The sequence below is a fragment of the Bacillus sp. ATD genome, from assembly GCF_050585765.1.
Taxonomy (GTDB): Bacteria; Bacillota; Bacilli; order Bacillales; family Bacillaceae; genus Bacillus; species Bacillus stercoris.
Genome location: NZ_JBOBQH010000001.1, coordinates 381125 through 407029, shown reverse-complemented (window position 1 = coordinate 407029; position 25905 = coordinate 381125). Strand labels below are relative to the sequence as shown.

Annotated in this window: 22 protein-coding genes; 3 read left to right on the top strand and 19 right to left on the bottom strand. The window is 43.6% G+C overall.

Annotated elements, in window-relative coordinates; translation table 11 throughout:
* Positions 1–58 precede the first annotated feature (58 nt).
* The 3 genes from uvrA to ACQXR1_RS02025 form a co-directional block, all read right to left on the bottom strand.
* Positions 59–2944 (bottom strand): excinuclease ABC subunit UvrA, encoded by a 2886-nt coding sequence (gene uvrA, locus ACQXR1_RS02035; protein WP_430771644.1) that lies wholly within the window; start codon positions 2942–2944, stop codon positions 59–61.
* Positions 2945–2951: 7 nt separating this feature from the next.
* Positions 2952–4937 carry an excinuclease ABC subunit UvrB gene (gene uvrB / locus ACQXR1_RS02030; protein WP_430771643.1) on the bottom strand — a complete coding sequence of 662 codons (1986 nt, stop codon included), beginning with the start codon at positions 4935–4937 and terminating at the stop codon, positions 2952–2954.
* 185 nt (positions 4938–5122) lie between these two features.
* Positions 5123–5353, bottom strand: a complete 231-nt coding sequence (locus ACQXR1_RS02025; protein ID WP_003228053.1) for a CsbA family protein — start codon at positions 5351–5353, stop codon at positions 5123–5125.
* Between the two features lie 428 nt (positions 5354–5781).
* Here ACQXR1_RS02025 and ACQXR1_RS02020 point away from each other — a divergent pair, with 428 nt between their 5' ends.
* From ACQXR1_RS02020 to ACQXR1_RS02010, 3 genes are all read left to right on the top strand, one after another.
* On the top strand, positions 5782–8277 hold the full coding sequence (locus ACQXR1_RS02020; protein ID WP_430771642.1) for a PEP/pyruvate-binding domain-containing protein: 2496 nt from the start codon (positions 5782–5784) through the stop codon (positions 8275–8277).
* Between the two features lie 74 nt (positions 8278–8351).
* On the top strand, positions 8352–8921 hold the full coding sequence (locus tag ACQXR1_RS02015; protein WP_014665534.1) for a TetR/AcrR family transcriptional regulator: 570 nt from the start codon (positions 8352–8354) through the stop codon (positions 8919–8921).
* A gap of 30 nt (positions 8922–8951) precedes the next feature.
* Positions 8952–10286, top strand: a complete 1335-nt coding sequence (locus tag ACQXR1_RS02010) for an MFS transporter (protein WP_227099281.1) — start codon at positions 8952–8954, stop codon at positions 10284–10286.
* 47 nt (positions 10287–10333) lie between these two features.
* Here ACQXR1_RS02010 and minJ read toward each other — a convergent pair whose 3' ends face one another.
* The 16 genes from minJ to hag all read right to left on the bottom strand — a co-directional run bounded on the left by minJ (position 10334) and on the right by hag (position 25888).
* Positions 10334–11527 (bottom strand): cell division topological determinant MinJ, encoded by a 1194-nt coding sequence (minJ, locus tag ACQXR1_RS02005; protein ID WP_095431975.1) that lies wholly within the window; start codon positions 11525–11527, stop codon positions 10334–10336.
* Positions 11528–11605: 78 nt separating this feature from the next.
* The gene (swrA, locus tag ACQXR1_RS02000; protein ID WP_015251121.1) at positions 11606–11959 is read right to left on the bottom strand and encodes a swarming motility protein SwrAA; all 354 of its coding nucleotides are present in this window, start codon (positions 11957–11959) and stop codon (positions 11606–11608) included.
* A 383-nt stretch (positions 11960–12342) separates the two neighbouring features.
* Positions 12343–13785 (bottom strand): carboxy-terminal processing protease CtpB, encoded by a 1443-nt coding sequence (ctpB, locus tag ACQXR1_RS01995; RefSeq protein WP_071582339.1) that lies wholly within the window; start codon positions 13783–13785, stop codon positions 12343–12345.
* A gap of 140 nt (positions 13786–13925) precedes the next feature.
* A complete protein-coding gene (gene ftsX / locus ACQXR1_RS01990; RefSeq protein ID WP_015251119.1) occupies positions 13926–14816 on the bottom strand; it encodes a permease-like cell division protein FtsX in 891 nt (296 codons plus the stop codon).
* Positions 14809–15495, bottom strand: a complete 687-nt coding sequence (gene ftsE, locus ACQXR1_RS01985; RefSeq protein WP_014665539.1) for a cell division ATP-binding protein FtsE — start codon at positions 15493–15495, stop codon at positions 14809–14811. The genes ftsX and ftsE overlap by 8 nt, the downstream gene beginning before the upstream one ends.
* 233 nt (positions 15496–15728) lie before the next feature.
* Entirely contained in the window at positions 15729–16067 is a 339-nt protein-coding gene (cccB, locus tag ACQXR1_RS01980) for a cytochrome c551 (protein WP_014665540.1), read from the bottom strand.
* A 48-nt stretch (positions 16068–16115) separates the two neighbouring features.
* Entirely contained in the window at positions 16116–16961 is an 846-nt protein-coding gene (locus ACQXR1_RS01975; protein WP_040081675.1) for a YitT family protein, read from the bottom strand.
* A 166-nt stretch (positions 16962–17127) separates the two neighbouring features.
* Positions 17128–18229 (bottom strand): peptide chain release factor 2 gene (gene prfB, locus ACQXR1_RS01970; protein ID WP_101172229.1). Its coding sequence is split into 2 segments (ribosomal slippage): positions 17128–18156 and positions 18158–18229, totalling 1101 coding nucleotides; the frame shifts between segments, so codons are not numbered across the junction.
* A gap of 69 nt (positions 18230–18298) precedes the next feature.
* Entirely contained in the window at positions 18299–20824 is a 2526-nt protein-coding gene (gene secA / locus ACQXR1_RS01965; RefSeq protein ID WP_014665544.1) for a preprotein translocase subunit SecA, read from the bottom strand.
* Between the two features lie 167 nt (positions 20825–20991).
* Complete coding sequence (hpf, locus tag ACQXR1_RS01960) at positions 20992–21561, bottom strand: ribosome hibernation promotion factor (protein ID WP_069150409.1); 570 nt, start codon at positions 21559–21561, stop codon at positions 20992–20994.
* Between the two features lie 188 nt (positions 21562–21749).
* The gene (locus ACQXR1_RS01955) at positions 21750–22127 is read right to left on the bottom strand and encodes a hypothetical protein (protein WP_014665547.1); all 378 of its coding nucleotides are present in this window, start codon (positions 22125–22127) and stop codon (positions 21750–21752) included.
* A 9-nt stretch (positions 22128–22136) separates the two neighbouring features.
* Positions 22137–22478, bottom strand: a complete 342-nt coding sequence (gene fliT / locus ACQXR1_RS01950; protein ID WP_003242603.1) for a flagella biosynthesis regulatory protein FliT — start codon at positions 22476–22478, stop codon at positions 22137–22139.
* Positions 22475–22876, bottom strand: coding sequence for a flagellar export chaperone FliS (gene fliS, locus ACQXR1_RS01945; RefSeq protein ID WP_014481041.1), 402 nt, complete (start codon positions 22874–22876; stop codon positions 22475–22477). The genes fliT and fliS overlap by 4 nt, the downstream gene beginning before the upstream one ends.
* Before the next feature lie 21 nt (positions 22877–22897).
* Positions 22898–24394: a flagellar hook-associated protein 2 gene (locus ACQXR1_RS01940; RefSeq protein WP_430771641.1), complete on the bottom strand. Its 1497-nt coding sequence runs from the start codon at positions 24392–24394 to the stop codon at positions 22898–22900.
* A 17-nt stretch (positions 24395–24411) separates the two neighbouring features.
* Entirely contained in the window at positions 24412–24741 is a 330-nt protein-coding gene (gene flaG / locus ACQXR1_RS01935; RefSeq protein WP_009968250.1) for a flagellar protein FlaG, read from the bottom strand.
* A gap of 232 nt (positions 24742–24973) precedes the next feature.
* Entirely contained in the window at positions 24974–25888 is a 915-nt protein-coding gene (hag, locus tag ACQXR1_RS01930) for a flagellin Hag (protein WP_003228021.1), read from the bottom strand.
* Positions 25889–25905: the final 17 nt, after the last annotated feature.

Here is a 25905-nt window from a genome sequence, read left to right as displayed (position 1 = left end):
TAAAGAAAAAGCTTGCCTGCTAAGCCCCTGGATGGACTTGCTGACAAGCTGTTCTCTCTTAATAAAGTTTTTTAAGAGTAGCCGTTTCTTTCGCTTCCAAGAGCGATTTCATGCGTTTTTTGTCTCGCTTCATAACAGGCTTCAAATAACGGCCTGTATACGATTCTTCCACTTCGGTGATTTCCTCAGGCGTTCCTGACGCGACAATGGTTCCGCCCCCGGCTCCGCCTTCCGGGCCCAAATCCACAATGTAATCGGCCGTTTTAATGATATCAAGGTTGTGCTCAATAACCAGTACAGTGTCCCCGTTGTCTACCAACCGTTGCAGCACGACAAGAAGTCTGGCGATATCGTCGACATGCAAACCTGTCGTCGGCTCATCTAAAATGTAGAGCGTGCGTCCGGTCGAGCGTTTGTGCAGCTCTGATGCGAGCTTCACGCGCTGCGCTTCTCCGCCCGACAAGGTCGTCGCCGGCTGGCCAAGCGTAATATAACCTAAACCAACATCATAAAGGGTTTGAAGCTTGCGTTTGATTTTCGGGATATTTTCAAAGAAAGAAAGAGCATCTTCAACCGTCATATCAAGCACATCAGAGATGCTTTTTCCTTTGTACGTCACTTCAAGCGTTTCCCGGTTATAGCGTTTGCCGTGGCATACCTCGCATGGAACGTATACGTCAGGAAGGAAGTGCATTTCAATTTTAATAATCCCGTCTCCGCGGCAGGCTTCACATCGCCCGCCCTTCACGTTAAAGCTGAAGCGGCCTTTTTTATAGCCGCGGACCTTCGCTTCATTTGTCTGCGCGAATACATCGCGAATGTCATCAAATACACCGGTGTATGTCGCAGGGTTGGATCTCGGCGTTCTACCGATTGGCGCCTGGTCAATGTCGATGACTTTGTCTAAATGATCCAAACCTTTTATTTCTTTATGGCTGCCGGGCTTCGCTTTCGCTTTATGAAGCTTTTGCGCCAGCGCCTTATGCAAAATTTCATTAACGAGTGTACTCTTTCCTGAACCGGAAACACCTGTAACTGCTGTAAACGTCCCAAGCGGGAACTTGGCATTCACTTTTTTCAGATTGTTTTCTGAAGCGCCTTTCATTTCAATGTAACGTCCGTCCGGCTTTCTTCTTTCAGGAGGCAATGGGATAAACTTTTTCCCTGATAAATAGCTGCCAGTTAATGAGTTTGGATCTTCCATCACTTCTTCCGGCGTACCTGCAGATGTCACCTGTCCGCCGTGAATGCCGGCACCCGGTCCAATATCTATTAAATAATCCGCTGCCATCATCGTGTCTTCATCATGTTCGACAACAATCAGTGTGTTCCCGAGGTCTCTCATATTTTTCAGTGCGCTGATCAAGCGGTCGTTATCACGCTGATGCAGACCGATAGACGGTTCATCTAAAATATAAAGCACACCGGATAAGCGTGAGCCAATTTGAGTCGCTAACCTGATGCGCTGTGCCTCTCCACCGGACAGCGTTCCCGCTGCCCTGCTCAATGTCAGGTAATCGAGGCCGACTTTGTCCAGAAAGCTTAAGCGCTCCACAATTTCGCGCAAAATCAAATTAGCGATCTGCATATCCTTCTCAGAAAGGGTAAGGCCTTTGAAAAAGGCGAGTGCATCGGCTACAGACTGCTCAGTAATTTTTCCGATGTGGCGTCCGTCAACCAATACGGCAAGCGCCTCTTTCTTTAACCGATAGCCTTTGCACGTCGGACAAGACTTCTGAGACATATACTGCTCCATTTGTTCACGGATAAAATCAGAGCTTGTCTCTTTATAGCGTCTTTCAATGTTGCGCAATACGCCTTCAAATTGAATTTCACCTTCACGTATTTGACCAAAATCATTTTCATATCGGAAATAAATCAGGTCGTCTCCGCTGCCGTACAGCACTTTATCCAATTGATGCTTCGGCAGATCTTTGACCGGCACATCCATATCAATCCCGTAGTGGGTGCAGACTGCCTCAAGCAGCTGAGGATAATATTGTGAACTGATCGGTGTCCAAGGGACGACCGCATTCTCCTTCAATGACAAATCTTGATTGGGGATGACAAGGTCGGCATCCACTTCAAGCTTCATTCCGAGACCGTCACACGTCGGACACGCCCCAAACGGACTGTTAAACGAAAACAGCCGCGGCTCAAGCTCACCAATTGAAAATCCGCAGTGCGGACAGGCATGATGCTCGCTGAACATCAGCTCTTCCTCACCGATGACATCAATCATAACCCGTCCTTCACCTAAACGGAGCGCCGTTTCCAATGAATCTGACAGCCGGGCTGCCACGCCTTCTTTCACCACAATCCGGTCAATGACAACCTCAATGGAATGCTTCTTATTCTTTTCTAATTCGATATCGTCGGAAAGCTCAGCCATCTCGCCGTCAATTCTGACTCTGACATAGCCTTGTTTTCTAATCTGTTCAAGCACCTTGACATGAGCACCTTTTCGGCCCGAGACAATCGGCGCCAGCACCTGAAGCTTCGTCCGTTCCGGATATTCCAGAATTCTGTCCACCATCTGCTCGATGGTCTGGGATGTAATCTCAATTCCGTGCTCCGGGCAATGAGGCTTCCCTACTCTCGCATATAAAAGACGCAGATAATCATAAATCTCCGTTACCGTACCGACAGTAGACCTCGGATTGCGGCTCGTTGTTTTCTGATCGATGCTGATGGCGGGAGACAGTCCCTCAATTGCATCAACATCAGGCTTATCCATTTGCCCTAAAAACTGGCGGGCATAAGCAGACAGCGATTCGACATACCGTCTCTGTCCTTCAGCATATATCGTGTCAAAGGCAAGGGAGGATTTACCTGATCCGGACAAACCCGTGACAACGACAAGCTGATCTCTCGGAATCGTTACATCTATATTTTTCAGGTTATGCGCCCTGGCTCCCTTCACCTCTATCCGATCCATAGCCATTTGTTCATCATCCTTCCGCTTTTAGCTCTAAAAGTAAATCGCGAAGCTCCGCGGCTCTTTCAAAGTCAAGCGCCTTGGCGGCTTCCTTCATTTCATGCTCCATCTGTTCAACGACTTTCTGGCGTTCTTTCTTCGTCATTTTCGACAGCTTCGACGCGGCTTTTGCTTTGTATTCCGCTTTATCCTCAGCTGCTACTGTGGCACGAATGACATCGCGAATTTCTTTATTTATCGTTTTCGGCGTAATGCCGTGCTCTTCGTTAAACCGCTCCTGCTGCTCGCGGCGTCGTTTTGTTTCGTTAATCGCAATTTCCATAGACTTCGTTATTTTATCGGCGTACATAATGACGCGGCCTTCCGCATTTCTCGCTGCTCGCCCGATGGTCTGGATCAGCGAACGCTCCGAACGAAGGAAGCCTTCCTTATCCGCATCCAAAATCGCAACTAAGGATACTTCGGGAATGTCCAGGCCTTCCCTCAGCAGGTTGATGCCGACAAGCACATCGTACTTGCCAAGGCGCAGGTCACGTATAATTTCAATCCGTTCAAGCGTCTTGATCTCAGAATGCAGATAGTTTACTTTAATGCCGATTTCCTTTAAATAATCGGTCAGATCCTCTGACATCTTCTTTGTCAAGGTTGTCACAAGCACCCGTTCATTCCGCTCGATTCTAGCTTGAATTTCGCCGATCAAGTCGTCAATCTGGCCTTCGATTGGACGCACATCGATAAGCGGGTCAAGAAGCCCCGTCGGACGAATGATCTGTTCGACCATTTCATCTGTATGTTCAATCTCGTACGGCCCTGGTGTTGCTGATACATACACGATATTGTGCATATGCTTTTCAAATTCCTCAAAACGAAGCGGACGGTTATCAAGCGCTGATGGAAGCCGGAAGCCGTGATCCACGAGCACCTGTTTCCGCGCCTGGTCTCCGTTAAACATGCCGCGCACCTGAGGAATGGTCACATGCGACTCATCCACTACGATCATAAAATCGTCTGGGAAATAATCAAGCAGCGTATAAGGCGTTGAACCTGGAGGCCGCAGCGTCAAATGTCTTGAATAGTTCTCGATACCCGAGCAGAAACCCATTTCACGCATCATTTCAAGATCATATCTTGTCCGCTGCTCTAAACGCTGCGCTTCAAGCAGCTTGCCGTTTTCGTGCATAACCTTCAGCTGTTCCTCAAGCTCTTTCTCGATATTTTGAATCGCTTTCTCCATTTTCTCGGCCCGCGTTACGAAGTGGGACGCCGGGAAAATCGCAACATGATCACGATCGCCGAGAATTTCTCCTGTCAGCGCATCCACTTCCCGAATCCGTTCAATTTCGTCACCGAAAAATTCAACTCTGATACAATGCTCATCACGGGATGCCGGGAAGATTTCCACTACATCCCCGCGCACACGAAATGTGCCGCGCTGAAAGTCGATATCGTTGCGGGCATATTGGATATCTACAAGTTTTCTGAGCAGCTCGTTGCGCTCAATTTCCATTTCACTCCGCAATGACACGACCATTTCCCGGTATTCCTCAGGCGAACCGAGACCGTATATACAAGATACACTCGCAATAATAATGACATCTCTACGCTCAAACAGAGATGATGTAGCGGAGTGTCTCAGTTTATCAATTTCATCATTAATACTAGCGTCTTTCTCTATAAATGTATCCGTTTGAGGCACATACGCCTCCGGCTGATAATAATCATAGTAACTGACAAAGTACTCGACAGCATTGTTCGGAAAAAATTCCTTGAACTCACTGTAAAGCTGTCCAGCAAGAGTTTTGTTATGGGCAATCACGAGAGTCGGCTTATTGACTTCTTTAATCAAATTGGACACCGTAAATGTTTTCCCAGTTCCTGTCGCACCCAGCAGAGTCTGATGCTTCTTGCCCTCCTGAATTCCTTTTACAAGCTTTTCAATGGCTTTCGGCTGATCTCCCTGGGGCTGATATTTCGAGACTAACTCAAAGCGATCTTTCACAAAAATAAGCCTCCGTTTCTTTAACGAAATCTTCCTATAGATATAGTAACACAATGGAAAGCAAAATCACTAAAAATACGAACTAAAGTTCGGTGGTTTTTTATTTCCATTTGTTTTTGTGTATAAAAAACCTGCTTTTTAAACGTAAAAGCAGGTATTCGGTCTTTATATTCATTATGTCCGATTTATTCTTCTTTTTTCTCTGCAGCTTTTTTGGCCATATACAGTCCGCCAGCCACAAGTGATACAACATCCAATCCTACAATAAAATACGTTTCTGTATAGCCTTTTAAATAAGAGGCAAACAGCAATGCAGCTGTTAGAGCGATCGCCACATAATGATTAAAAGTGACTCTAGTAAATAGAACGACAAGCATAAAAGGGAAAAACAATGCAAAAACGGCTTTTGTAATCAACAAAAACCCTCCTCAGGGATTCTTCATCTGATCTGATTATAGTAAAAAATGAAGAATCGGACAATCATGCATTCGCTCCCTCTCCTACACCATACCCCTTTTCACCCAAAATCAATCACCATATTTGCATTTTGGTGCCGGACATTGTGCTGCTGTTCCACACAGCGGCACTTTTTTTGTTACATCATCAAGTCCGCCGCCAGATTCCTAGAATAAAAGAAAATAGGTATACAGCACCAGTTCATCCGTATATTTCATGATAATATAACTAACTTAACTATTCATTTTATTTAGGACTTTCTGCGTTTGACAGCATTTTCCTGAAAACCTACAATGGAATGATAGTGTTTACTATCATTTTTAAACACAGGCTCCGCCATAAAAAGACTAGAGAGAAAAATAAAATGAAGGAGAGAGGGGTTTCAACTATGTATTCTGTTTTATTTCGCCAGGCAGAAGAGTCCAGCCAGCTGGCTGGAGCAAAAGGAATGAATTTGATTAAATTGACCAAACACGGTCTTCCTGTTCCGGACGGGTTTATTATTCAAACGAACGCGCTCGCACGTTTTATGGAGGACAACCAGCTTCAAGAGACTAGCAAGAGCGTCGAAAGCGGGATCATTTCCGGGACATTTTCGGAAGAGCTGAAAAATGAGCTGACTAGTTCTTTTTATCAGCTTAGAGAATCATATCGATCCGTAGCCGTGCGTTCTTCATCTGCTTCGGAAGATTTAGAAGGCGCCTCATTCGCGGGTCAGTATGAAACCTACTTAAATATCAAAACAGAGGAAGAGTTTCTGGCTAAAGTGAAAGAGTGCTGGGCCTCATTTTTTTCAGGGCGGGTCAGCAGTTATAAGAAAAAAATGAACAATCAAATCACAGAGCCGTTAATGGGAGTGGTCGTTCAGGGGCTGATTGATTCAGAAGTGTCAGGTGTTATTTTCAGCCGTAACCCTGTTACCCATGATGATAGAGAGCTTTTAATCAGCGCCAGCTACGGGCTGGGTGAAGCTGTCGTTTCAGGAAGTGTTACCCCAGACACGTTCATTGTTCATAAATCTTCGTTTAAGATTCAGAAAGAAATAGGGGCAAAGGAAATCTACATGGAGTCTGCGGCAGAAGGAATTGCTGAAAAGGAAACGAGTGAAGACATGCGCAGCCGTTTTTGCCTTACAGATGAACAAGTAATTGAATTGGCTGAAATCACAAAACAAACTGAAGAACTATACGGGTATCCTGTTGATATAGAATTTGGAATTGCTGATCATCAAGTATACCTTCTGCAAGCTCGCCCGATTACAACCATTGAACAGGACAAAAAGGCGGCAGAAGAAAAACGCAGCTTCATGATTACCGACGCTGATATGAATGACTTCTGGCTTAACATGGAGTCTAATATTGAAGGTCCGGTGAGTCCGTTATTTTCATCGTTCATCGTGCCGGCATTGGAATATGGCTTAAAGAAGAGCATGCAAAAGTTCCCGATTGGTGTAGTTGTTGATGAAGTAAAACTTTATCGCGGACATATTTATTCCAAAAATCAAGGAGGGCAGCAGCCTCCTTCTGAAGACTGTGGCAAAGAACTTTTCCCAATTTTATCGGAGCGTATGTATGACATCATCAATCACACCTATCTTCCTTTTTACCGGACACTGGACCAGCTCGCACAAACTGAGCATTCTGCAGAAAGCGCACTGGATGCTTTTCGACAACTAAAGGCCTTTTATCTCAAGGCTTATGAAGAGCACTTCAATATCGTTTTCCCGCAAATCCTTTTAACAAACAAACTGCAAGCGATGTATCAAGACATTCAAGGAGAGTCCGAAAACGCTCATTTTTACGAGATGCTGACAGGAAAAATGAACAAATCACTGGAAACTGACCGTTGCCTATGGCTTTTTTCCGTTGAAGTTCAGGAGAACCCGCACCTTCTGGCCATTTTTGAAAACAACAAACCTGAACAGCTCCAAGAGAAATTGGAACAAACAGATGAGGGAAGACGCTTCCTGAAGAATATCCATGAATTCTTGCATGAATACGGATGGAGATCTGTAAAAAGTCATGATCTGATTGAACAAATCTGGGCGGAAAATCCGTATTTTGCTCTAGCCAATATTCAAAATTATGTCCGTAATGGCTATCACTTTGACAATGAATTTCAGAAAACGAAAGAAAAACGAGAGAAATTATACAATGAATTCTTGGAAAACATAGAAGATCCCGATTTACGCACAGAATTTGACCGCCTTTATCAATGGACGCTGAACTCTGCAAATATAAAAGATGATCACCACTTTTATATTGACGCCATGCTGGATGCCAAGGCGAGAATCTTTCTGCTGAAGGTAGGTGAATTGCTGGCGGAAAACGGTGTTATTCAAGATCGTGAGGATCTTTGGTTCTTATATGACGACGAAGTGGAACACGCGCTTCTTCACCCTGTATCTCTGCAAGAAAAGGCTGAAAAACGCAGGCAGACCTTTCATGAGTATGAGCTGGCCCAAGCCCCTGCCTATCTCGGCACTCCGACAAAAGAACAGCTAAAAGCTGCTGAAGAAATTGTCGGCGCTGTGATAGAGGATGAAAAAAACACAGAGAATCATATTTTTGGCATTGCGGCGTCAAGCGGCATTGCGACAGGTCCGGTGAAGATCATTCGGGACGCCAATGAATTTTCTCAATTCGCGCCTGGGGACGTACTCGTTTGCAAGATGACCACACCGCTATGGACCAGCCTGTTTCAAGACGCCAAAGCGGTTATTACAGACACGGGCGGCATTTTGTCTCACGCTGCGATTATCGCCCGTGAATACGGCATTCCAGCCGTTCTCGGCACACGCACGGCAACAGAAAGACTGCGAGACGGAGACATCATCACGGTTGACGGAAGCAGCGGCAAAATCACAGTTGTCAGCCGGTCCTGATGCGTCCCCTCTTTCTTATACAAGCGGGGCGGGTGTATACTTGTCCTGCCAGTATATTCGTGAGGTGAAACGTATTGAGACCGACAAACAAGAGAATCCTTGACGCTGCCATGCAGCTGCTCGTCCAAAAAGGATATCGCGCAACGACTACAAAAGAAATTGCAGAAAAAGCAAACGTAAGTGAAGCGACGATTTTCAGAAACTTTAAAAACAAACAAGGACTAGTTGAGGCTTTGCTTTCTCAGCATTCTACAAACAGAAGCAGCATTTTGGAACAAACCGAAGGAGATTTGTACAAAGACCTGCTTCATATCGGAACCTGTCTCTTGGAGGAGCTCGAACATAGAAAAGATATCATTAAAATCAGCTTTCGTGAACCGGCCATGTTTCAGGATGTCATTAACCACGTCACTGAATATCCCCAATCTATGAAACAGCTATTGGTTGATTATCTCAAAACGATGGGTGAAAAAGGGGTTATTCAGACAGGAAATGAAGCGGAGCATGCCGACGTGTTCATGTCGATTATCTTCGGTTATTTCATTCACCGTCTCCATTTAGGAAATCGGGTCATATCAATGCCCCAGGAAAAAATGCTGGAGCACAGCACAGCTTTATTTGTCAAAGGAATTTCTGCTGATTAACTCCTTGGCATAATAAAAAGGAGGATCCTAATGAGCTCAAGAAAAGAATGGGCGCTGATCGTCTCGCTATTATTGGGGGCCATTCTGGTTCCCATTAACTCAACGATGATCGCGGTCGCGCTTTCATCTATTTCCCATACGTATAACGAATCCCTCGCAAGCATCACTTGGGTGGTTACCGTTTATTTAATCGTGATGGCAGTCACACAGCCGATTGCAGGAAAGCTCGGTGACATGTACGGCAATAAAACAATGTACTTATGGGGAGTCGGCCTATTTCTATTCGCATCCCTAGGCTGCGCTCTCTCACCAAGTCTGCTCCTGTTAATTGTCTTTCGGGCATTGCAGGCAGTCGGCGGGGCATTGCTTACGCCAAACAGCATTGCCATTATCCGGCATGTGATTTCTGAAAAACGCCTGCCGAAAGTGTTTGGATTTTTCGGACTGGGCGCGGGACTTGGTGCAGCACTCGGGCCTTTTATCGGCTCTATACTGATTGACAGCTTCAGCTGGCATTCGATTTTTTGGGTCAACATTCCGTTCCTCGCCATTGCTTTAATTACGGCATTAACGATGTTTCCTCAATATAAAGAAAATAAATCTGACGCGCCGCTGGATATCATCGGCTCTCTCTTGCTTGCAGGCAGCATCGTTTCCATTATCCTGCTGACGAAAAATGAGGCTTCGTGGGGTTATGCGGTATACAGTGTATTAATACTTCTTTTTGTTCCGCTTTTTTTCAGAAGAGAAAAACGTACACAGCATCCAATCATTGACTTTGCACTGTTTAAAAGCTCAACCTTTACAAATGCCAATCTATCAGTCTTGTTAAGCAATTTAATGATGTATGCCGTCTTATTGATCATGCCGTTGTTCATGACGAACCAATTTGGGCTTACTACGTCTAACAGCGGGATGGCGCTTTCCGTATTTTCGATCTTCATGTCAGCCAGCAACTGGGTGGGCGCACAGTTCCATCATAAGTGGGGAGCAAAAAAAATCATTTTTCTTTCATTTGCTATGATGGCTGGAGCGAATCTATTATTTTTGCTGTTAAGCAGCTCGCATTCCGTCTTGTTTCTCATGCTGTCTCTTATCCTTGGCGGACTTGCTTCCGGAGTCGGTCTGACCAGCATGCAGGTGTCATCCCTTGCCACAGTAGATCCTAGTATGTCAGGAGTGGCATCGGGCATTTTCTCGACCTTCCGTTATTTCGGAAGCATCATTTCATCAGCCTTAATCGGCCTGATTTCGGGATATCATACCCTATTTATGATTCTCTTTGCTGTATCCATTATCGGCGTTTTTGTTTCATTGGGCATCAAATCTGATGAAACGGCACGGATAGAAAAAAACTCAGCGTAATACAAAACAGCCCGGCACCGCATCTTCCTGCGGTGCCGGGCTGCCTTTTATGATCCCGAAGCGGCTGCTTCGTCTTCACGTTCATCCTTTACGAAGAGGATGCCCAATTCATGATGTTCTCCTTCATAAGAAGCTCGCTGGTCAAAACGAATTTCTCCATTCAAACCGATAATTTCAAGCTTCACATATGCACGGTTATGCTGGAGCGCCTCATAGAAATCGGAAACGTTCTTAACCGGTATCCCATTAACTTTTGTAATGATTTCTCCGATTTTCAATTCCAGATCCTCAGCCGGCGTATTGGGGATAATCCCAAGCACCATCAAGCCCTGATCCCGTTTCGAGAAATAAAACGGAGCCGCGTTATCATTCACCCTTTGCTTTATAGACAGAAAAATGCGTCCTAACAAAGCTGTACAGACGGCTGCACCCGCAAGCGGCGTCCAAAGCAAGCTCGCTGCACCAAGAACTGTGACGGCAAGGCCGAGAATACAAACGCGTTTCGCTGTGATCCTTATACTCGTTTCAGGCAGCGATCCCTGTACCCTTTGTCCGAATCCGACAAAGTAAGGAATCCATAGAAAATGGAATGAGCCGCCGGGAACAGTAAACACGGGCCACCAGCTAAGATGCGATTCTAAACCATTACCGGGCACGAGAAGGAACAGCGGCAAAAGCCAAACCCGGTTTGCCAGCTGCTGTCCGATCGGCAAACCGCGGCTGCTTACGACAAGCGCCGGTGATGTTCTCACATGAGCAGAACGATAAGCAACCGCTCCTTCAGTGATAATCAGCAAACCTAGAAACACAGCCACAGCCGGCCAAACAACTGCAAATCCTTGCGGAAATCTCTCCAGAAAGGGCTCAGCCTGATAGACTTGAAGTCCAAAACCTATCAGCATACTCACACTGACGATATATGCAGCAGACATCCAGTTTGCGCGAAGAGTGAACGCTGCCGCTGCAGTGATAACGGCAATAATCGCAAGTAAACCGAGAGGAATCGATATTCCGAGTCCACCTAAAACAACTGACAAAAGAAAACCAGGAATCAGTCCCTTTGTATATGTAAATTTCAGATCATCATAAATATCTGCTATTCTTGTATGAAAGGTTTTGCGTTCCCTTTTGATTCTTACATAGCCGAAAGCCAGAGTTATGATGATAAAAAACCAGAAAAGCGGGTGTAAGAAGAACAGGCCCGCGCTTTTTAACAGTTCAATTCCCCATTGAACAGACACTATCTCTCACCGCCTCAAGCCAAACATGTTACTCATATTCTATCAAATATTAAATGGCTTGGATATCCTCAGAAGAGTTTATCTCTCTTGCGTCATCCACAGCGTGACATTCGATAGTGAAAAATCCTTTAAATAGTGGTTTACGTCCACATCCAATAACCCGCTGATTAGATGCATCGACCTTTTTATATCTGTCAGATTAATTCCTAATCGCTTATGGTTTTTCATTAAGTAGTTAAAATAATGTTTGGCACATTCCTCATTAATGTCATTTACTGATTCGACATTGGTGTAATTGACCAAATATCTGCTGAACAGCATAAGAAGACTTAGTGCTTTTGTAGCTGAAAATGTTACGTCTTGTGTTCTGTCTTTTAATTGTTCCACTAATTCATAATATTTTTTCTCACGCACAATACTTGCCCTCTTCAATTGTGAACCCCCATTTTCTTTATCCAGATAAGCACGGGCCAGTATACGCAGCAGTACTGGAGTGCTAACAAGCATTCTCGCTAACGTTACTCTTTAAATACCTGTCGTTCAGCTGCCATAAACCTGATTACTGTTCTTTTTAGAACCTTCTTATATTGTATGAAGTAAACAAAGACTAGGCAACTTGCAAAAGTTTCATTTTAAATGCATATTAACTCGTTAGAAAGTCTCTCTCATATATTGATATCGGGTAATAACAGTCCTTTATAAATGTTTATTTGTGAAAATTTTTTTAATTTCTTGTCAAAAACTCATTTTTTATGTGACTTATGATCCATAATCTCTTTAAGCATAAAGAAACAGGAGATGGAATACCATCTCCTTTAATTGACAAATAATGATTTCAATGCTGTTTGAAGCTGCAAATCATTTTTTTCATCTGATTTTTTCTTTTCTATCTGCTGATTAAGTGCCTCTGCAGTGCGTGTGTCGATTACACCCGTTTTATTCAGCTTATTTTGATCCTGAAAGGCCATAACCGCTTTTTTCATGTCTTTGCTGAAATAGCCATCCTCACGTCCCGGATCAAAGCTGAGACCTTTTAACAATACCTGCGCATGCTTGACATCTTCATTGTTCATGTCCACTTTAAGCGGCTCTTTCAGCTGCAACGGCCCTGCGGAAAAATAATCGGGCTGCTTAATCGCAATGGTCGGCTCAATTCCTTTCTTATGAATCCAGTTTCCATTTGGCGTCAGCCACTTGTAGAGCGTTAATTTGATGTTGCTGCCGTCCCCCATTGGCACAGCCTGTTGAACCGTTCCCTTGCCAAAAGACGTATCGCCTACAACATCATAATGGCCAGCCTCCTTTAACGCGCCGGCAAGAATTTCTGATGCGGAGGCACTTCCTTTATCCGTAATCACGTTGACAGGGTACGCTTTTTTATGGGCCAATGTTGAGAAATAACGTTTTTTATCACCATTGCGTTCAGCAATCTGTATATACGGCTGATCCTTTGTAACGAAATGCTTAAGTATTTCTTCCACACTTTGAAGATATCCGCCCGGATTGCCGCGTACATCAATGACTAGTCCTTCTATTTCTTTTTTCTCAAGCTCTCTCAATGCTTTTGCAAAATCCTCTGCGGTATGCTCAGAAAAAGTAGAGATCGCGATATATCCGACAGAATGCCCCTGCACTTTTTTCTCTGATGCAAAAACTGTTTCGAGCGGAATCTCAGCTCTTTTGATCCGGAATGACAGTTGTTTCTTCGTTCCGGGCCGCTGAATCTTCATTGAAACACTGGACCCTTTCTTTCCTCTTATTTTTAACACAGCGTGGTTTAAATCCTTGCCGGCCATCGATTCTCCATTGATGCTGATAATTTCATCATTAGGCTTCAACCCGGCTTTTTCCGCTGGCGATTTCTTGAATGGGGAAACAATAATAATTTTGCCGTCTTCCATGCCAACCTCAGCCCCGATGCCTTCAAATGAGGAATCAAGAGAATCAGAAAATTGCTTAGCTGTCTGCTTGTCCATGTAAACAGAATAAGGATCATTTAGCGTAGACAGCATTCCCTGGATGGCTCCCTCGAGCAGCTTTTCTCTATCAACTTTTTCTACGTACTCATTCGAAATTAACTCATACGCTTTTTCGATTTTGTCCATAGCTTTATCCCGTTCAGAGTCAGCTTGTGCCGTCGCGGGAACTGCTGCAGTCTGGGGCTTATCCATCTCAAGCAGGTTGATTCCCGCATATACACCGGCGCCTCCAAACAGCATGCTCCCTGCTGCTATCACAGCCATTATTTTTTGATTCATCCTTTACTCCTCCTGTATGCCAGACTGTCTTTATCAAAACCTAGAGATAGTATATGTAAAGGATGGAGATTTCATGTAATCATAGAAGAAAAAGAAGGCAAATGAAAAAGCCGCCCCGAAAGCGGGACGGCTTTTTCACTTTATACTCGCAGAAACTTGCGGATGGAAGTCAGACTTCCCCATACTCCAATTACTGCACCGATTGCAATCAGCACTAACGAAACTTGGAATACAAATGGATTATAAGGAAGAAGAGAGACAAATGATCCTTGAACCTTTGGAACGACCCATCCGATCACGTATTGGTACGTGCTCAGCACCAATGCAATCGGGATCACAGAACCGAATACGCCTAGCAGCAACCCTTCAAGGAAAAACGGCCAGCGGATAAACCAGTTTGTCGCGCCGACAAGCTTCATGATTTCAATTTCTTTTCTTCTTGCGAAAATTGTAATTTTAATGGTGTTGGAAATTAAGAACATCGCCGTAAATACCAGGCCGATAATTAACGCGATTCCGATGTTGCGGGAAACGCCGACTACTTTAAACAAACGGCTGACCTCTTCTTTTCCGTAAGTGACTTTATAAACATGATCCATTTTCTCGATCTTTTTCGCCACGTTCGGCGTATCATGCGGATCTGTCGTTTTGACGACAAACGCATCATTAAGCGGGTTTTCCTGATCCTTCATCGTCAGGGATTTTCCGCTGTCGCCAAAGCTGTCAACCAGCTGGTCAAGCTCTTTTTCTTTAGATGAAAACGTGACACTCTGAATGCCCTTCAGTTCCTTAATATCGTTCTGAAGCTTGTCCTGCGCCTTCTGATCTGCAGTCAGATCAACCAACACTTTGATTTCGACTTGTTTCTCAGCATTCGTAGCCATGTTATTCAAATTCAGCATAATCACTAAAAACACGCCGACCAAAATCAGCGTAACGGTTACAGCACTAATGGATGCGAATGTCATCCATGTGTTTCTCCCGAGAGATTTAAAACTCTCACGCAAGTGGCGCCCGAGAATTTTAATCATATGAACCATACTCCCCTCTTGACTCATCACGCACAATGATACCATCTTCGATTGCAATGACACGTTTCTTCATGGTGTTTACGATTTCTTTATTATGTGTCGCCATCACGACTGTTGTCCCGCGGTTATTAATTTCCTCCAGCGTCTTCATGACTTCCCAAGACGTATCCGGATCAAGGTTTCCTGTCGGTTCATCAGCAATCACAACATCAGGGTTGTTCACAATTGATCTGGCAATAGATACACGCTGCTGCTCCCCGCCTGAAAGCTGGTCAGGAAATTGTCTCGCTTTATGCTTCAGCTGCACGAGATCAAGCACTTCAAGCACCCGTTTCTTAATGACAGACGGCTGTTCTCCAATTACTTCAAGGGCAAATGCCACATTTTCAAAAACAGTAAGTTTCGGCAAAAGCTTGAAATCCTGAAAGACAACGCCGATTTTACGGCGCACGAAAGGAATCTCTTTTTCTTTAATTGCTGCGAGATCTTTATGATTGATTAAAATTTGTCCTTTTGTCGGTTTTTCTTCTCTGTAAATCATTTTAATAAAAGTAGATTTACCCGCTCCGCTCGGACCGACAACATACACAAACTCGCCGGGATGAATGGCAACAGAAACCCCATTGAGCGCTTTTACGCCGTTCGGATAGGCTTTATATACTTCCTTCATTTCTATCATGAAATCACCTAATCTTTTATATCATTTTATCTATCACACGGTCATACTCTTCGAATGCATTCGACAATTTATGACCCATTCATTTGTAAAAAGATGAAAAATCTGAAAGTTTCCTTTTTCAATACACTTCATTATACGTCAATTTTAGACATAATACTATTACAGTTTCTTTTCATTCATATTGTTATGGTATAAAAAAATCCTTGCCAGCACTCGGCAAGGATTTTCTCATCTTACTTTTTTTCTGACAGCCATTTGGCAATAACAGCGGCTTCGTTATCATTTACAAGCCCCTTTGGCATATTGCCGCGGCCGTTTTTAATAATGCTTTCAATTTTGTGTTCGTCATATTTGCCTCCGACCTCTTGGAGATTAGGTCCTGACACACCTTCTAAATCCTTGCCGTGGCAGCCAACGCAGCTTTGCTGATATAATTCTTCCCCTTCAGATGCAGTGGCTTCCGTCTTGCTGCCGGTGTCTGTCTTCTCTTCTTTTGCATCGTTTGAACCGCAGGCAGCCAACAGAACAGAAAGCGCAAATCCAAGCATTAGTATCGATAACTTTGATTTCATGTTGAGAAGCACAACTCCTTTACGATCTCTTCCATATTATAACCTCGTTTAAGCGCGTTTGAAACCCTCGCCCAGCACCTCGCTCGCGTCTGCTACAATCACAAAAGCAGACTCATCAATCTGTTTGACGATTTGTTTCAATTTGGTGAATTCAGTTTGCCCCACCACGCACATTAAAATCGGACGGTCATCGTCGGTATATCCGCCAACTGCTGAAATTTTCGTCACGCCTCTGTCAATCTTCTGTAAGACAGCCTCCTTGACCGCCTGCTCCTGCTTTGTAATAATGAGCGCCATTTTGGAACGATTAAAGCCGACTTGCACAACATCAATGGTTTTGCTGGACACATAGACGCCAAGCATGGCATATAAGCCTTGCTCAATATTAAATACGATCATAGCGGTAATAACGATCATTCCGTCAATGATAGCAAGACACTTCCCCAATGACAGGCCGGAGTACTTATGAATGATCTGTGCAGCCAAGGCTGTTCCTCCTGTCGAACCTTTCCCTAAGTACACAATGCCAATTCCGACACCTATCCCGACACCGCCAAAAATTGCCGCTAAGAGTTCATGGTGAGTGGCTGGCTGAATATCCCTTGTCAAAAACACTACTAGCGGCAAAAAAACAGAACCTGCAAGCGTCTTTAGCCCAAATTTCCCGCCGAGCAAAATGACACCCGCAATAAATAAAGGAATATTAATAATCCACTGTACATACGCTGCTTCAAAACCGTATGATTGTAAAATCGTACTGATCCCGCTGACACCGCCGGCGGCAATCTTGTTCGGAAGCAAAAATACATTAAAGGACACGGCTGTAATCGCTGCTCCTATCAGTATGTATACATAATCCCGCAAAATCCATAATGTTTTATTCCGTACGTCCATCAAAATATCCTCCGTTTCTTCCAATGCTCTCCGATAGCATTTTAATCCTTCCCTGATTAGATGTAAATAACACCCAAATACAGTGGTAATATGCTAAAGCAGCAGTGAAATCAAGGATATGAGGAATAAAAAAACACACCCGTATGCATCAGGTGTGTTTTTCAGCTTAGGAAAGCTTAGAACGCAGGTAGGCATCAATAAATGTATCAATGTCACCATCCATTACAGCTTGAACGTTCCCCATTTCTGTATTAGTCCGATGGTCTTTTACCATGGAATACGGGTGGAATACATAAGAACGAATTTGGCTTCCCCAGCCGATTTCTTTTTGTTCACCGCGAATTTCATCCAGCTCTGCCTGCTGCTCTTCAATTCTGCGCTGATACAGCTTGGCCTTCAGCATTTTCATGGCTCTTTCACGGTTTTTAATCTGTGAGCGCTCCGTTTGGCATGTCACAACCACATTCGTTGGCAAGTGAGTAATCCGAACGGCTGAATCTGTCGTATTGACGTGCTGTCCGCCCGCTCCGCTAGCACGGTACGTATCAACTTTAATATCCTCCGTACGGATATCAATATCGATCTCATCGTTAAATTCAGGCATGACTTCACAGGACACGAAAGACGTGTGGCGGCGGCCTGATGAATCAAACGGTGAAATCCGCACGAGACGATGGACACCTTTTTCCGCTTTGAGATATCCGTAAGCGTTGTGTCCTTTGATTAGCAATGTCACTGACTTAATTCCCGCCTCGTCACCTGGAAGGTAATCGAGCGTTTCCACTTTAAAGCCGCGGCGCTCTCCCCATCTTGTATACATTCTAAGAAGCATAGAGCCCCAGTCCTGTGACTCTGTACCGCCAGCACCTGGGTGCAATTCTAAAATCGCATTATTTTTATCATACGGCTCGCTGAGAAGAAGCTGAAGCTCAAACTCATTGAACTCTTTTGTTAATGATTTTAGTTCTTTTTCAAGCTCAAGCTGGAGATCTGAGTCCGGCTCTTCTTTCAAAAGATCATGAGTCATTTGTAATTCTTCGTGGGATTCATTCAATTTTTTATACGAATTGACATAATCCTTTAAACCATTTGCTTCATTTATAACCGTTTGAGCTTTTTGCTGATCATTCCAGAATTCCGGGTCAGCCATTTGTTCATCTAGCTCAGCAATGCGGGCCTCCTTTGATTCGAGGTCAAAGAGACCCCCTAAAGTCCGCTAAACGAGAAGCCATATTTTCGAGCTCTGCTCTGATTTCTGATAATTCCATTTCATTCACCTCATTAAAAGATCCGCAGGCGCCTGCAGGCGCCGCGGTCAATAAACGTGCCGGAGCGAACTATTCAGTACGGCCGCAGCAATTTTTGTATTTTTTCCCGCTTCCGCAGTGGCATGGGGCATTTCGGCCGATATCAACCACTTTTCGAACCGGTGCTTTCTTTGCTTTTTTGTTATCGTCGCCTTCTTGCGGCTGATGGGCCGTGGTTTGGCCTTGTACAACCTCTTCACGCTCCAGATTGTTTTCAATCTCAGCTTTCATCACAAATTTTGCGACTTCATCCTCAATTGATTCAATCATATGCTCAAACATCGCAAAGCCTTCCATTTGATACTCACGCAGCGGATTCGTCTGCGCATAAGCACGAAGGTGAATCCCTTGGCGAAGCTGATCCATCGCATCGATATGATCCATCCATTTAGAATCAACGGCACGAAGAACGATAACTTTTTCGAATTCACGCATTTGCTCTGTGCCGAATTGCTCTTCCTTCGCATTATATTTCGTGATGATGCGATCCATAATGAGTTCAAGCATTTCATCCGGCTCTTTGCCGAAGATGTCGCTCTTCTCAAGTGCGCCTTCATCAAGATAAGTCGTGTTGATGAGCTCAACTAGACCGTCAAGCTTCCACTCCTCAGGAAGCTCTTCTCTTGGCGTGTAGGCTGCAATTGCGCGTTCGAGAGAAGACTTAATCATATTTTCAACGATTTCACGCAGGTTTTCAGAGTCAATGACTTCAAAGCGCTGCTTATAAATGACCTCACGCTGCTGGCGCAGAACATCATCATATTGCAGAAGCTGCTTACGCGAATCGAAGTTATTGCCTTCAACTCGTTTTTGAGACGATTCAACCGCGCGAGATACCATTTTGCTTTGAATTGGGGTAGAGTCGTCCATTCCGAAGCGGTCGAGCATTGCCATTGTCCGCTCAGCTCCGAATCTGCGCATCAATTCGTCTTCCATAGAAAGATAAAATTGAGTGATCCCCGGGTCTCCCTGACGTCCGGAACGTCCTCGAAGCTGATTGTCAATCCGGCGTGATTCATGTCGTTCTGTTCCGACAACAGCGAGTCCGCCAAGCTCTTTTACACCTTCGCCAAGCTTAATGTCCGTTCCGCGCCCCGCCATGTTAGTCGCGATCGTAACTGCGCCTTTTTGGCCGGCCTCTTCAATGATCTGCGCTTCACGTTCATGGTTTTTGGCATTTAACACTTGATGCGGGATTCCTTTGTTCTTAAGCAGCTTAGAAATCAACTCAGATGTTTCAACGGCAACCGTACCGACAAGAACTGGCTGTCCCGTCATGTAACGCTGTGCGACATCCTCCGCAACCGCCTTAAACTTTCCTTCCATCGTGCGGTAAATTAAATCCGGGCGGTCATCACGGACAACAGGCCTGTTGGTAGGGATCGTGACAACCTGCATGTTGTAGATATTGCGGAATTCTTCTTCCTCTGTCTTTGCCGTACCGGTCATACCGGCAAGTTTTTCGTACATACGGAAGTAGTTTTGGAACGTTATTGTCGCCAAGGTCATGCTTTCGTTTTGGATTTCAAGCCCTTCCTTCGCTTCAATTGCCTGGTGAAGCCCCTCACTGTAGCGGCGGCCTTTCATCAGACGTCCCGTAAAGGAATCAACAATAACAACCTGTCCGTCTTCCACTACATAGTCAACGTCCTTTTGCATCGCAACGTGAGCTTTTAAGGCCTGGTTGATATGGTGGTTGAGCGCGACATGCTTTACATCAAAGAGGTTATCGATGCCGAACGCTTTTTCCGCCTTCGTCATTCCTTCTTCAGTAAGCTGTACAGCTTTTGTTTTGATATCGTACGTGTAATCCTTCTCCGCTTTTAACGTACGGACAAAAGCATTTGCCTGTACATACAGCTTCGTGGATTTTGCAGCTTGTCCAGAAATGATAAGCGGTGTTCTCGCTTCATCAATTAAAATAGAGTCCACTTCATCTATTACCGCAAAATGAAGCGGGCGCTGAACCATCTGCTCTTTATAAAGAACCATATTGTCACGCAAATAGTCGAAGCCAAGCTCGTTGTTTGTGGAATAAGTGATGTCAGCGGCATAAGCTTCCCGTTTTTCGTCTTTTGACATTGAGTTTAAATTCAAACCGACAGTCAAACCGAGAAACTCGAAAATTTTACCCATCTGCTCAGCATCACGGCTTGCCAGGTATTCGTTGACAGTCACGATGTGTACACCTTTACCTGTTAGCGCATTTAAATAAACAGGCAGAGTTGACGTTAACGTTTTCCCTTCCCCTGTTTTCATTTCCGCGATATTTCCGTCATGAAGCGCAACGCCCCCCATGAGCTGGACTTTGAACGGGAACATGCCTGTTACGCGGCGCGAAGCTTCCCGAACAACAGCGAATGCTTCAACAAGAAGATCATCCGTTGTCGCCCCTTTTTCAAGGCGCTCTTTAAATTCAATCGTTTTATGTTTCAACGCGTCGTCAGAGAGATTTTCATAGTCTCCGCGAATCGCATCAATATCGTTAGCAATTTTTTCGTATCTATTCAGCGTACGTTTTGTTGGATCAAACATTTTATTTAAAATTCCAAGCATTTATAACGCTCCTCTATCATCACATGCCTATTTTAGAGGCATGTATAAATAATTTACTAGTCCATGTATACCTCTCATTATCATATCATACCTTTTGTTATTTCCAAAGAATTTGCAAATAAGAAAAACAAAAACCTTCCGCGGACATCACGGAAGGCTTCTCTTCATTATTCAGTCGGTTCAATTAAGCCATATTTCCCGTCATTTCTGCGGTACACGACATTTGTAAGGTTTGTTTCCGCATTTGTGAAAACAAAGAAATTATGGCCGAGCATATTCATTTGCAAGATCGCTTCTTCACTATCCATCGGCTTTAAATTAAAGCGTTTCTGACGGACGATGTCCAAGCTCTCCTCCTCTTCTATATCATCTTGAACCGCAATATCTGTATCAGAGCCAAGGCCGCTGGCCAATAAATATTTCGGAGAGCCCTGCTCACGGAATTTACGGTTTACTTTCGTTTTATGCTTACGGATTTGACGTTCCAGTTTGTTTGTTGCGAGATCAATTGCGTTGTACATATCCTCGTTATGCACCTCGGATCGAAGCGCCAGATCTGTCATCGGAATCGTAACCTCAACCTTAGACTCCTTGTCATTGTAAAACTTCAAGTTGACGTTCACATCGGCATTCACGCTATGGTCAAAATAACGCTCCAGCTTGCCGATTTTCTTTTCGACATGATCCTTTAACGCAGGTGTCACTTCAATATTTTCTCCTCTGATGTGATAGTTCATCAAAGAACGCCTCCCTTTTATTAAGGATATGTATCTATTTCTCTTTTACCCTTTACAATTCCTGCTGAAACATAAATCTTTTGTGAAAATTCAGTGAACTTTGTCGAATATTGTTTGTATTTGCTGCTAATGGCGGTTCGGAGGTATATGTATATGCTGATTGAACAAAACAAATACCTCACACACGCCTAATTGATTAAAAAGGGTTCCATACATTGATGAATAGACAGCATCCATTTTCTATAGTGAATCAGAAAATGTTCTTTTAAATACTCGCAGAACTCATGAGAGGGAAAAGAGAAAGAGACCAATTGATCAAACTCTGCAAAAATTTGGTCAAATGCTTTCACACAAATTTCAGCACATCGCGTATCCATAATGAAGAGAAGCGTTGAATGTGTTGAATCCAAATAAAAAAAGGCTTGGATCAGATCTTGATAGATCCGATCCCCTTCTGTTTTTGATAAATTCTCTTCAGCCTCTATCAAATAACATAACCCTTCTTCAATGGTAAAAAGAAGATGATAATAAGCTGATAAAAGCGTATAATCTTCAATGCTCTTCAAGGCACTCACCTATTTACGCTTGTCATAATATGTGCCGTCAATCGTAATGTTGTTATATGGATTTAAATACGTCGTATGCATCACACGTTTTCTTTTCATCTGCTGAAGTTCTGTTGCGATTGACTGCTTCAGTCTTTCCATTTCCTTCACAATCAGCTGATCCCATGTCAAGATAAGTTTCATCTGCTTTCGCTCTTCTTCTGAAAGCGGCAGAGATATCTCCTGAATCAGTTCAGACCGTGTAGCCACAAAGTCTTCAATTTGCTTTAAAAGTTCATCGCTTTCCGGCGTATTTTGTATGTGTGACAGCATACTCTTCGTCTCAGTGTATAGTTGATCTATGTTATTCATGCGATCCCGCCTGATCCGTGCCGGTCCTTCCGTTCACTTTGAATGGCTTGTTTCCAAGCATCGCGAAAATCTGTTACATAACCTTCAACCTCAGCCAGCATGCCCGTATCATTTTTGATATTTGCCTGTACCAATCTGCGATACATATAATCGTACATCGCACCCATAGAAGCGGAAAGCTCTATATTACGGTTAAGTGTAAAATTTAATTCCTGAATAATATTTTGCGCTTTAATCAGATTTTCATTTTTACGTTCCATATCATCATTCTCAATGGCCTGAGAGGCAAGTCTTATAAATTTCAAACAGCCATTATACAGCATAAGCGTCAGCTCACCGGGTGTAGCCGTATTCACTGAATTTTGCTGATAGGCTGTATAAGGATTTTGGATCGCCATGTGTCATCCTCCAAATTACATTTATTGTGCAAGAAGCTGTGATAAATAGGACGCTTGTTCGTTCATTTTTTGAATCGCAGAATCCATTGCACTGAATTTTGAATAATAGCGGTTTTCTATGGTATTCAATCTGTCCTGCATATCAGTTATTTCAGTACTTATCGAGTTTAAATTTTTTCCAATGGAATAGCTACTAGCTCCCATTGTCGAGTTCCCAGCTTTTGCTTCAATGCTTTTCACCGTACTTCTAAGTGTATTAGTAATCCGCTTCATAATACCTTTATCGCTATAGTTACTATCATTTGTTCCACTTGTAAAAAGATTAGCAACTCCTTGAGGATCTTCTGCTATTTTTGCTTTCAATTTCTCTTCGTTAATCTCTAAGTGCCCTCGCAGTTGGTAAGCACTTGAAGTTGTGATGCCAAATTCAGTTAATTGATAGGTTTTCCCATCAGCATTAACTTGAGTATAAAAGTCAGTCCGCATTTGGTTCGTGCCGGTGCTGATGCTGGAATCATTTCTAAGCAAACCGCTTTTCGCCTTCTCCTCCCATAGCTCTACCTCTTTATCGGACATGGCTTCTTTTTGTTCACTCGTGAGCGGCGTATAGTCTCGGTATTTTTCTTCTTTCAGCTTTTCATTCAGGCTGTCAACCAGTTCATTGTATTTATCTACAAACTCTTTGATTTGGTTATAAATTCCGTCAACATCAGTAGAAACAGATGTGGTAACAGGGCCTGTGGCTGCAGTTGTATTTTTAATCGAGTAGGTAACACCATTCACCGTGAAATTGTTTGTCAGCTTCTCCATTTCAAAGCCGTTGATTGTGACTTTGGCATTTGTGCCTTCTTTGTAAGCAGTGAGCTTATTATCAGCATCCAAAGAAAAACCAAGCTGACCGGACATAAAGTCCGCTGTAGCAGAGTCTGCCGCCTGTATACTGCCTCCTGCACCCGTTGCTTTAGAAGAAAACGCAATCGTTTCTACGTACTCTGTACCATTCCAAATTTTATCTTTAAATGCTGATACTCCTAGATCTGAGCTGTTAAGTTTAGAAATCACATTATCAATCGTATCGGCACTCGTCACACTAATGTTCACTGTTTTTGCCGTTGTTTCGCCAGGCACAACAACGTTAAATGCCAAATTGTGATCGCCTTGTGTGTATCCCGTATAATTGTTTGCCTTATACGTTGCTGCGGTTGCCAAGCTCGCCACTTCAACAGTAGACGAAGAATTCGGCGCACTTACGCTTCCTGTAGCAGTTAACACAGACTCATTAGAGCTTGTCACAGTTTTGCTCTGATACGTGCTCGGATATGTCAACGTATTTTTAGACATATAATCTTGCAATTCTTTTATTTTTGAGTTTACTTCACGATAGCTGTCACGCTGCCATTCAAGAGTCTGCTTTTTTTGTGTTAGCTTATCAAGCGGCGCTCTTTCTGTCTGCATCAGCTTTGATACGATATCATCTATATCCATTCCTGACGCCAGACCTGTTATTCTCGTGACCATTTCAAACCACTCCTATTCTACTTTTTTTCATCTACAAATAACCCAAGAAATTCAGTCATAGCCGCATAAAAATCAAGCCACCGTTTTGGTGGAATTTCGCGGATCACTTCATTTGTAGAGTCTTCTATTACCTTTACATAGTATTCATTTAACTTGTCATGAAGCTCGAACTTCAGATGAACTTGCGAAGGTTCCAAAAGCTTGTTCATTTCCCCCACCATTTCAGCAAGATTGGTATATGAAACTTGATGAACAGGAACCTCGTTATCATTATCTTTCTGATTATGTATTTGAGTATCATAACGATCCCAAACAGGTTGTAACGTAGTGAGCCTTTCAATGTTCAATTGATCATCCCCTATGCCCCAATCTATCGTTTATATCGACTAAGTCGAGATAAGATTACACATATTTTTGGAAAAAAACTGATCTGTTTTAGATTTCTTGTTCGGAAATATACTTAATAAATTTGCGGAGAATCCGATTATTATACCACGAGTTAGAGACAGCAAGGGGGAAGTATTCGGAGCTAGAAATATTAAATAAAAGACCTTGGCGTTGCCAAGGTCTTTTTTACAATTAACGTAATAATTGAAGTACGTTTTGCGGCTGTTGGTTTGCTTGAGCAAGCATAGCTTGAGAAGCCTGAGAAAGAATGTTGTTCTTTGTGAATTCGCTCATCTCTTTAGCCATGTCAACGTCACGGATACGAGACTCAGCAGCTGTCAAGTTTTCACCAGAAGCGCTTAAGTTGTTAATTGTGTGCTCTAGACGATTTTGTACCGCACCAAGCTTAGCGCGTTGAGAAGAAACTTGGTTGATAGCTTCATCAACAACTTTCAATTGAGCATCGAAACCGATATCAGCTGTATCTGCTGCATTATCTGCGAATTTTGTTACGTCAAGATCATTAACTGAATGAAGAGCTGCAATTGAACCATCAGCTTCTTTAATTCCAAGAGCGTCAGCACCCATATCCTCAATATTTACAGAGATTTGCTGTGTAGCATTTGCTCCGATTTGGAATACCAAGTTCTTTTGATTTGCAGGAGTAGCTGTGTCAACTTTGTAAGTGCCATCGAGCAATTTCTTACCATTGAATTCTGTACGATTTGAAATACCATCGATTTCATCTGTTAAAGCTGAAATTTCATCTTGAATAGATTGCAAATCAGTTGCTTTGTCCTGAGTTCCAGTGTTTCCAGCTTGAACAACTAGCTCACGAACACGTTGAAGGATCGCATGAGTTTCAGTTAATGCACCCTCAGCTGTTTGGATAAGAGAGATTCCGTCTTGAGAGTTTTTAGAAGCCATTTCAAGACCTCTGATTTGTCCTCTCATTTTTTCAGAGATCGCAAGACCAGCTGCGTCATCTCCCGCACGGTTGATACGAAGACCTGAAGAAAGTTTCTCCATGTTCTTTTGGCTCGCACTGTTGTTTGAAGACAAACGGTTTAGTGTGTTAAGTGCTGCGATATTGTGGTTAATTCTCATTGTTTTGTTCCTCCTTG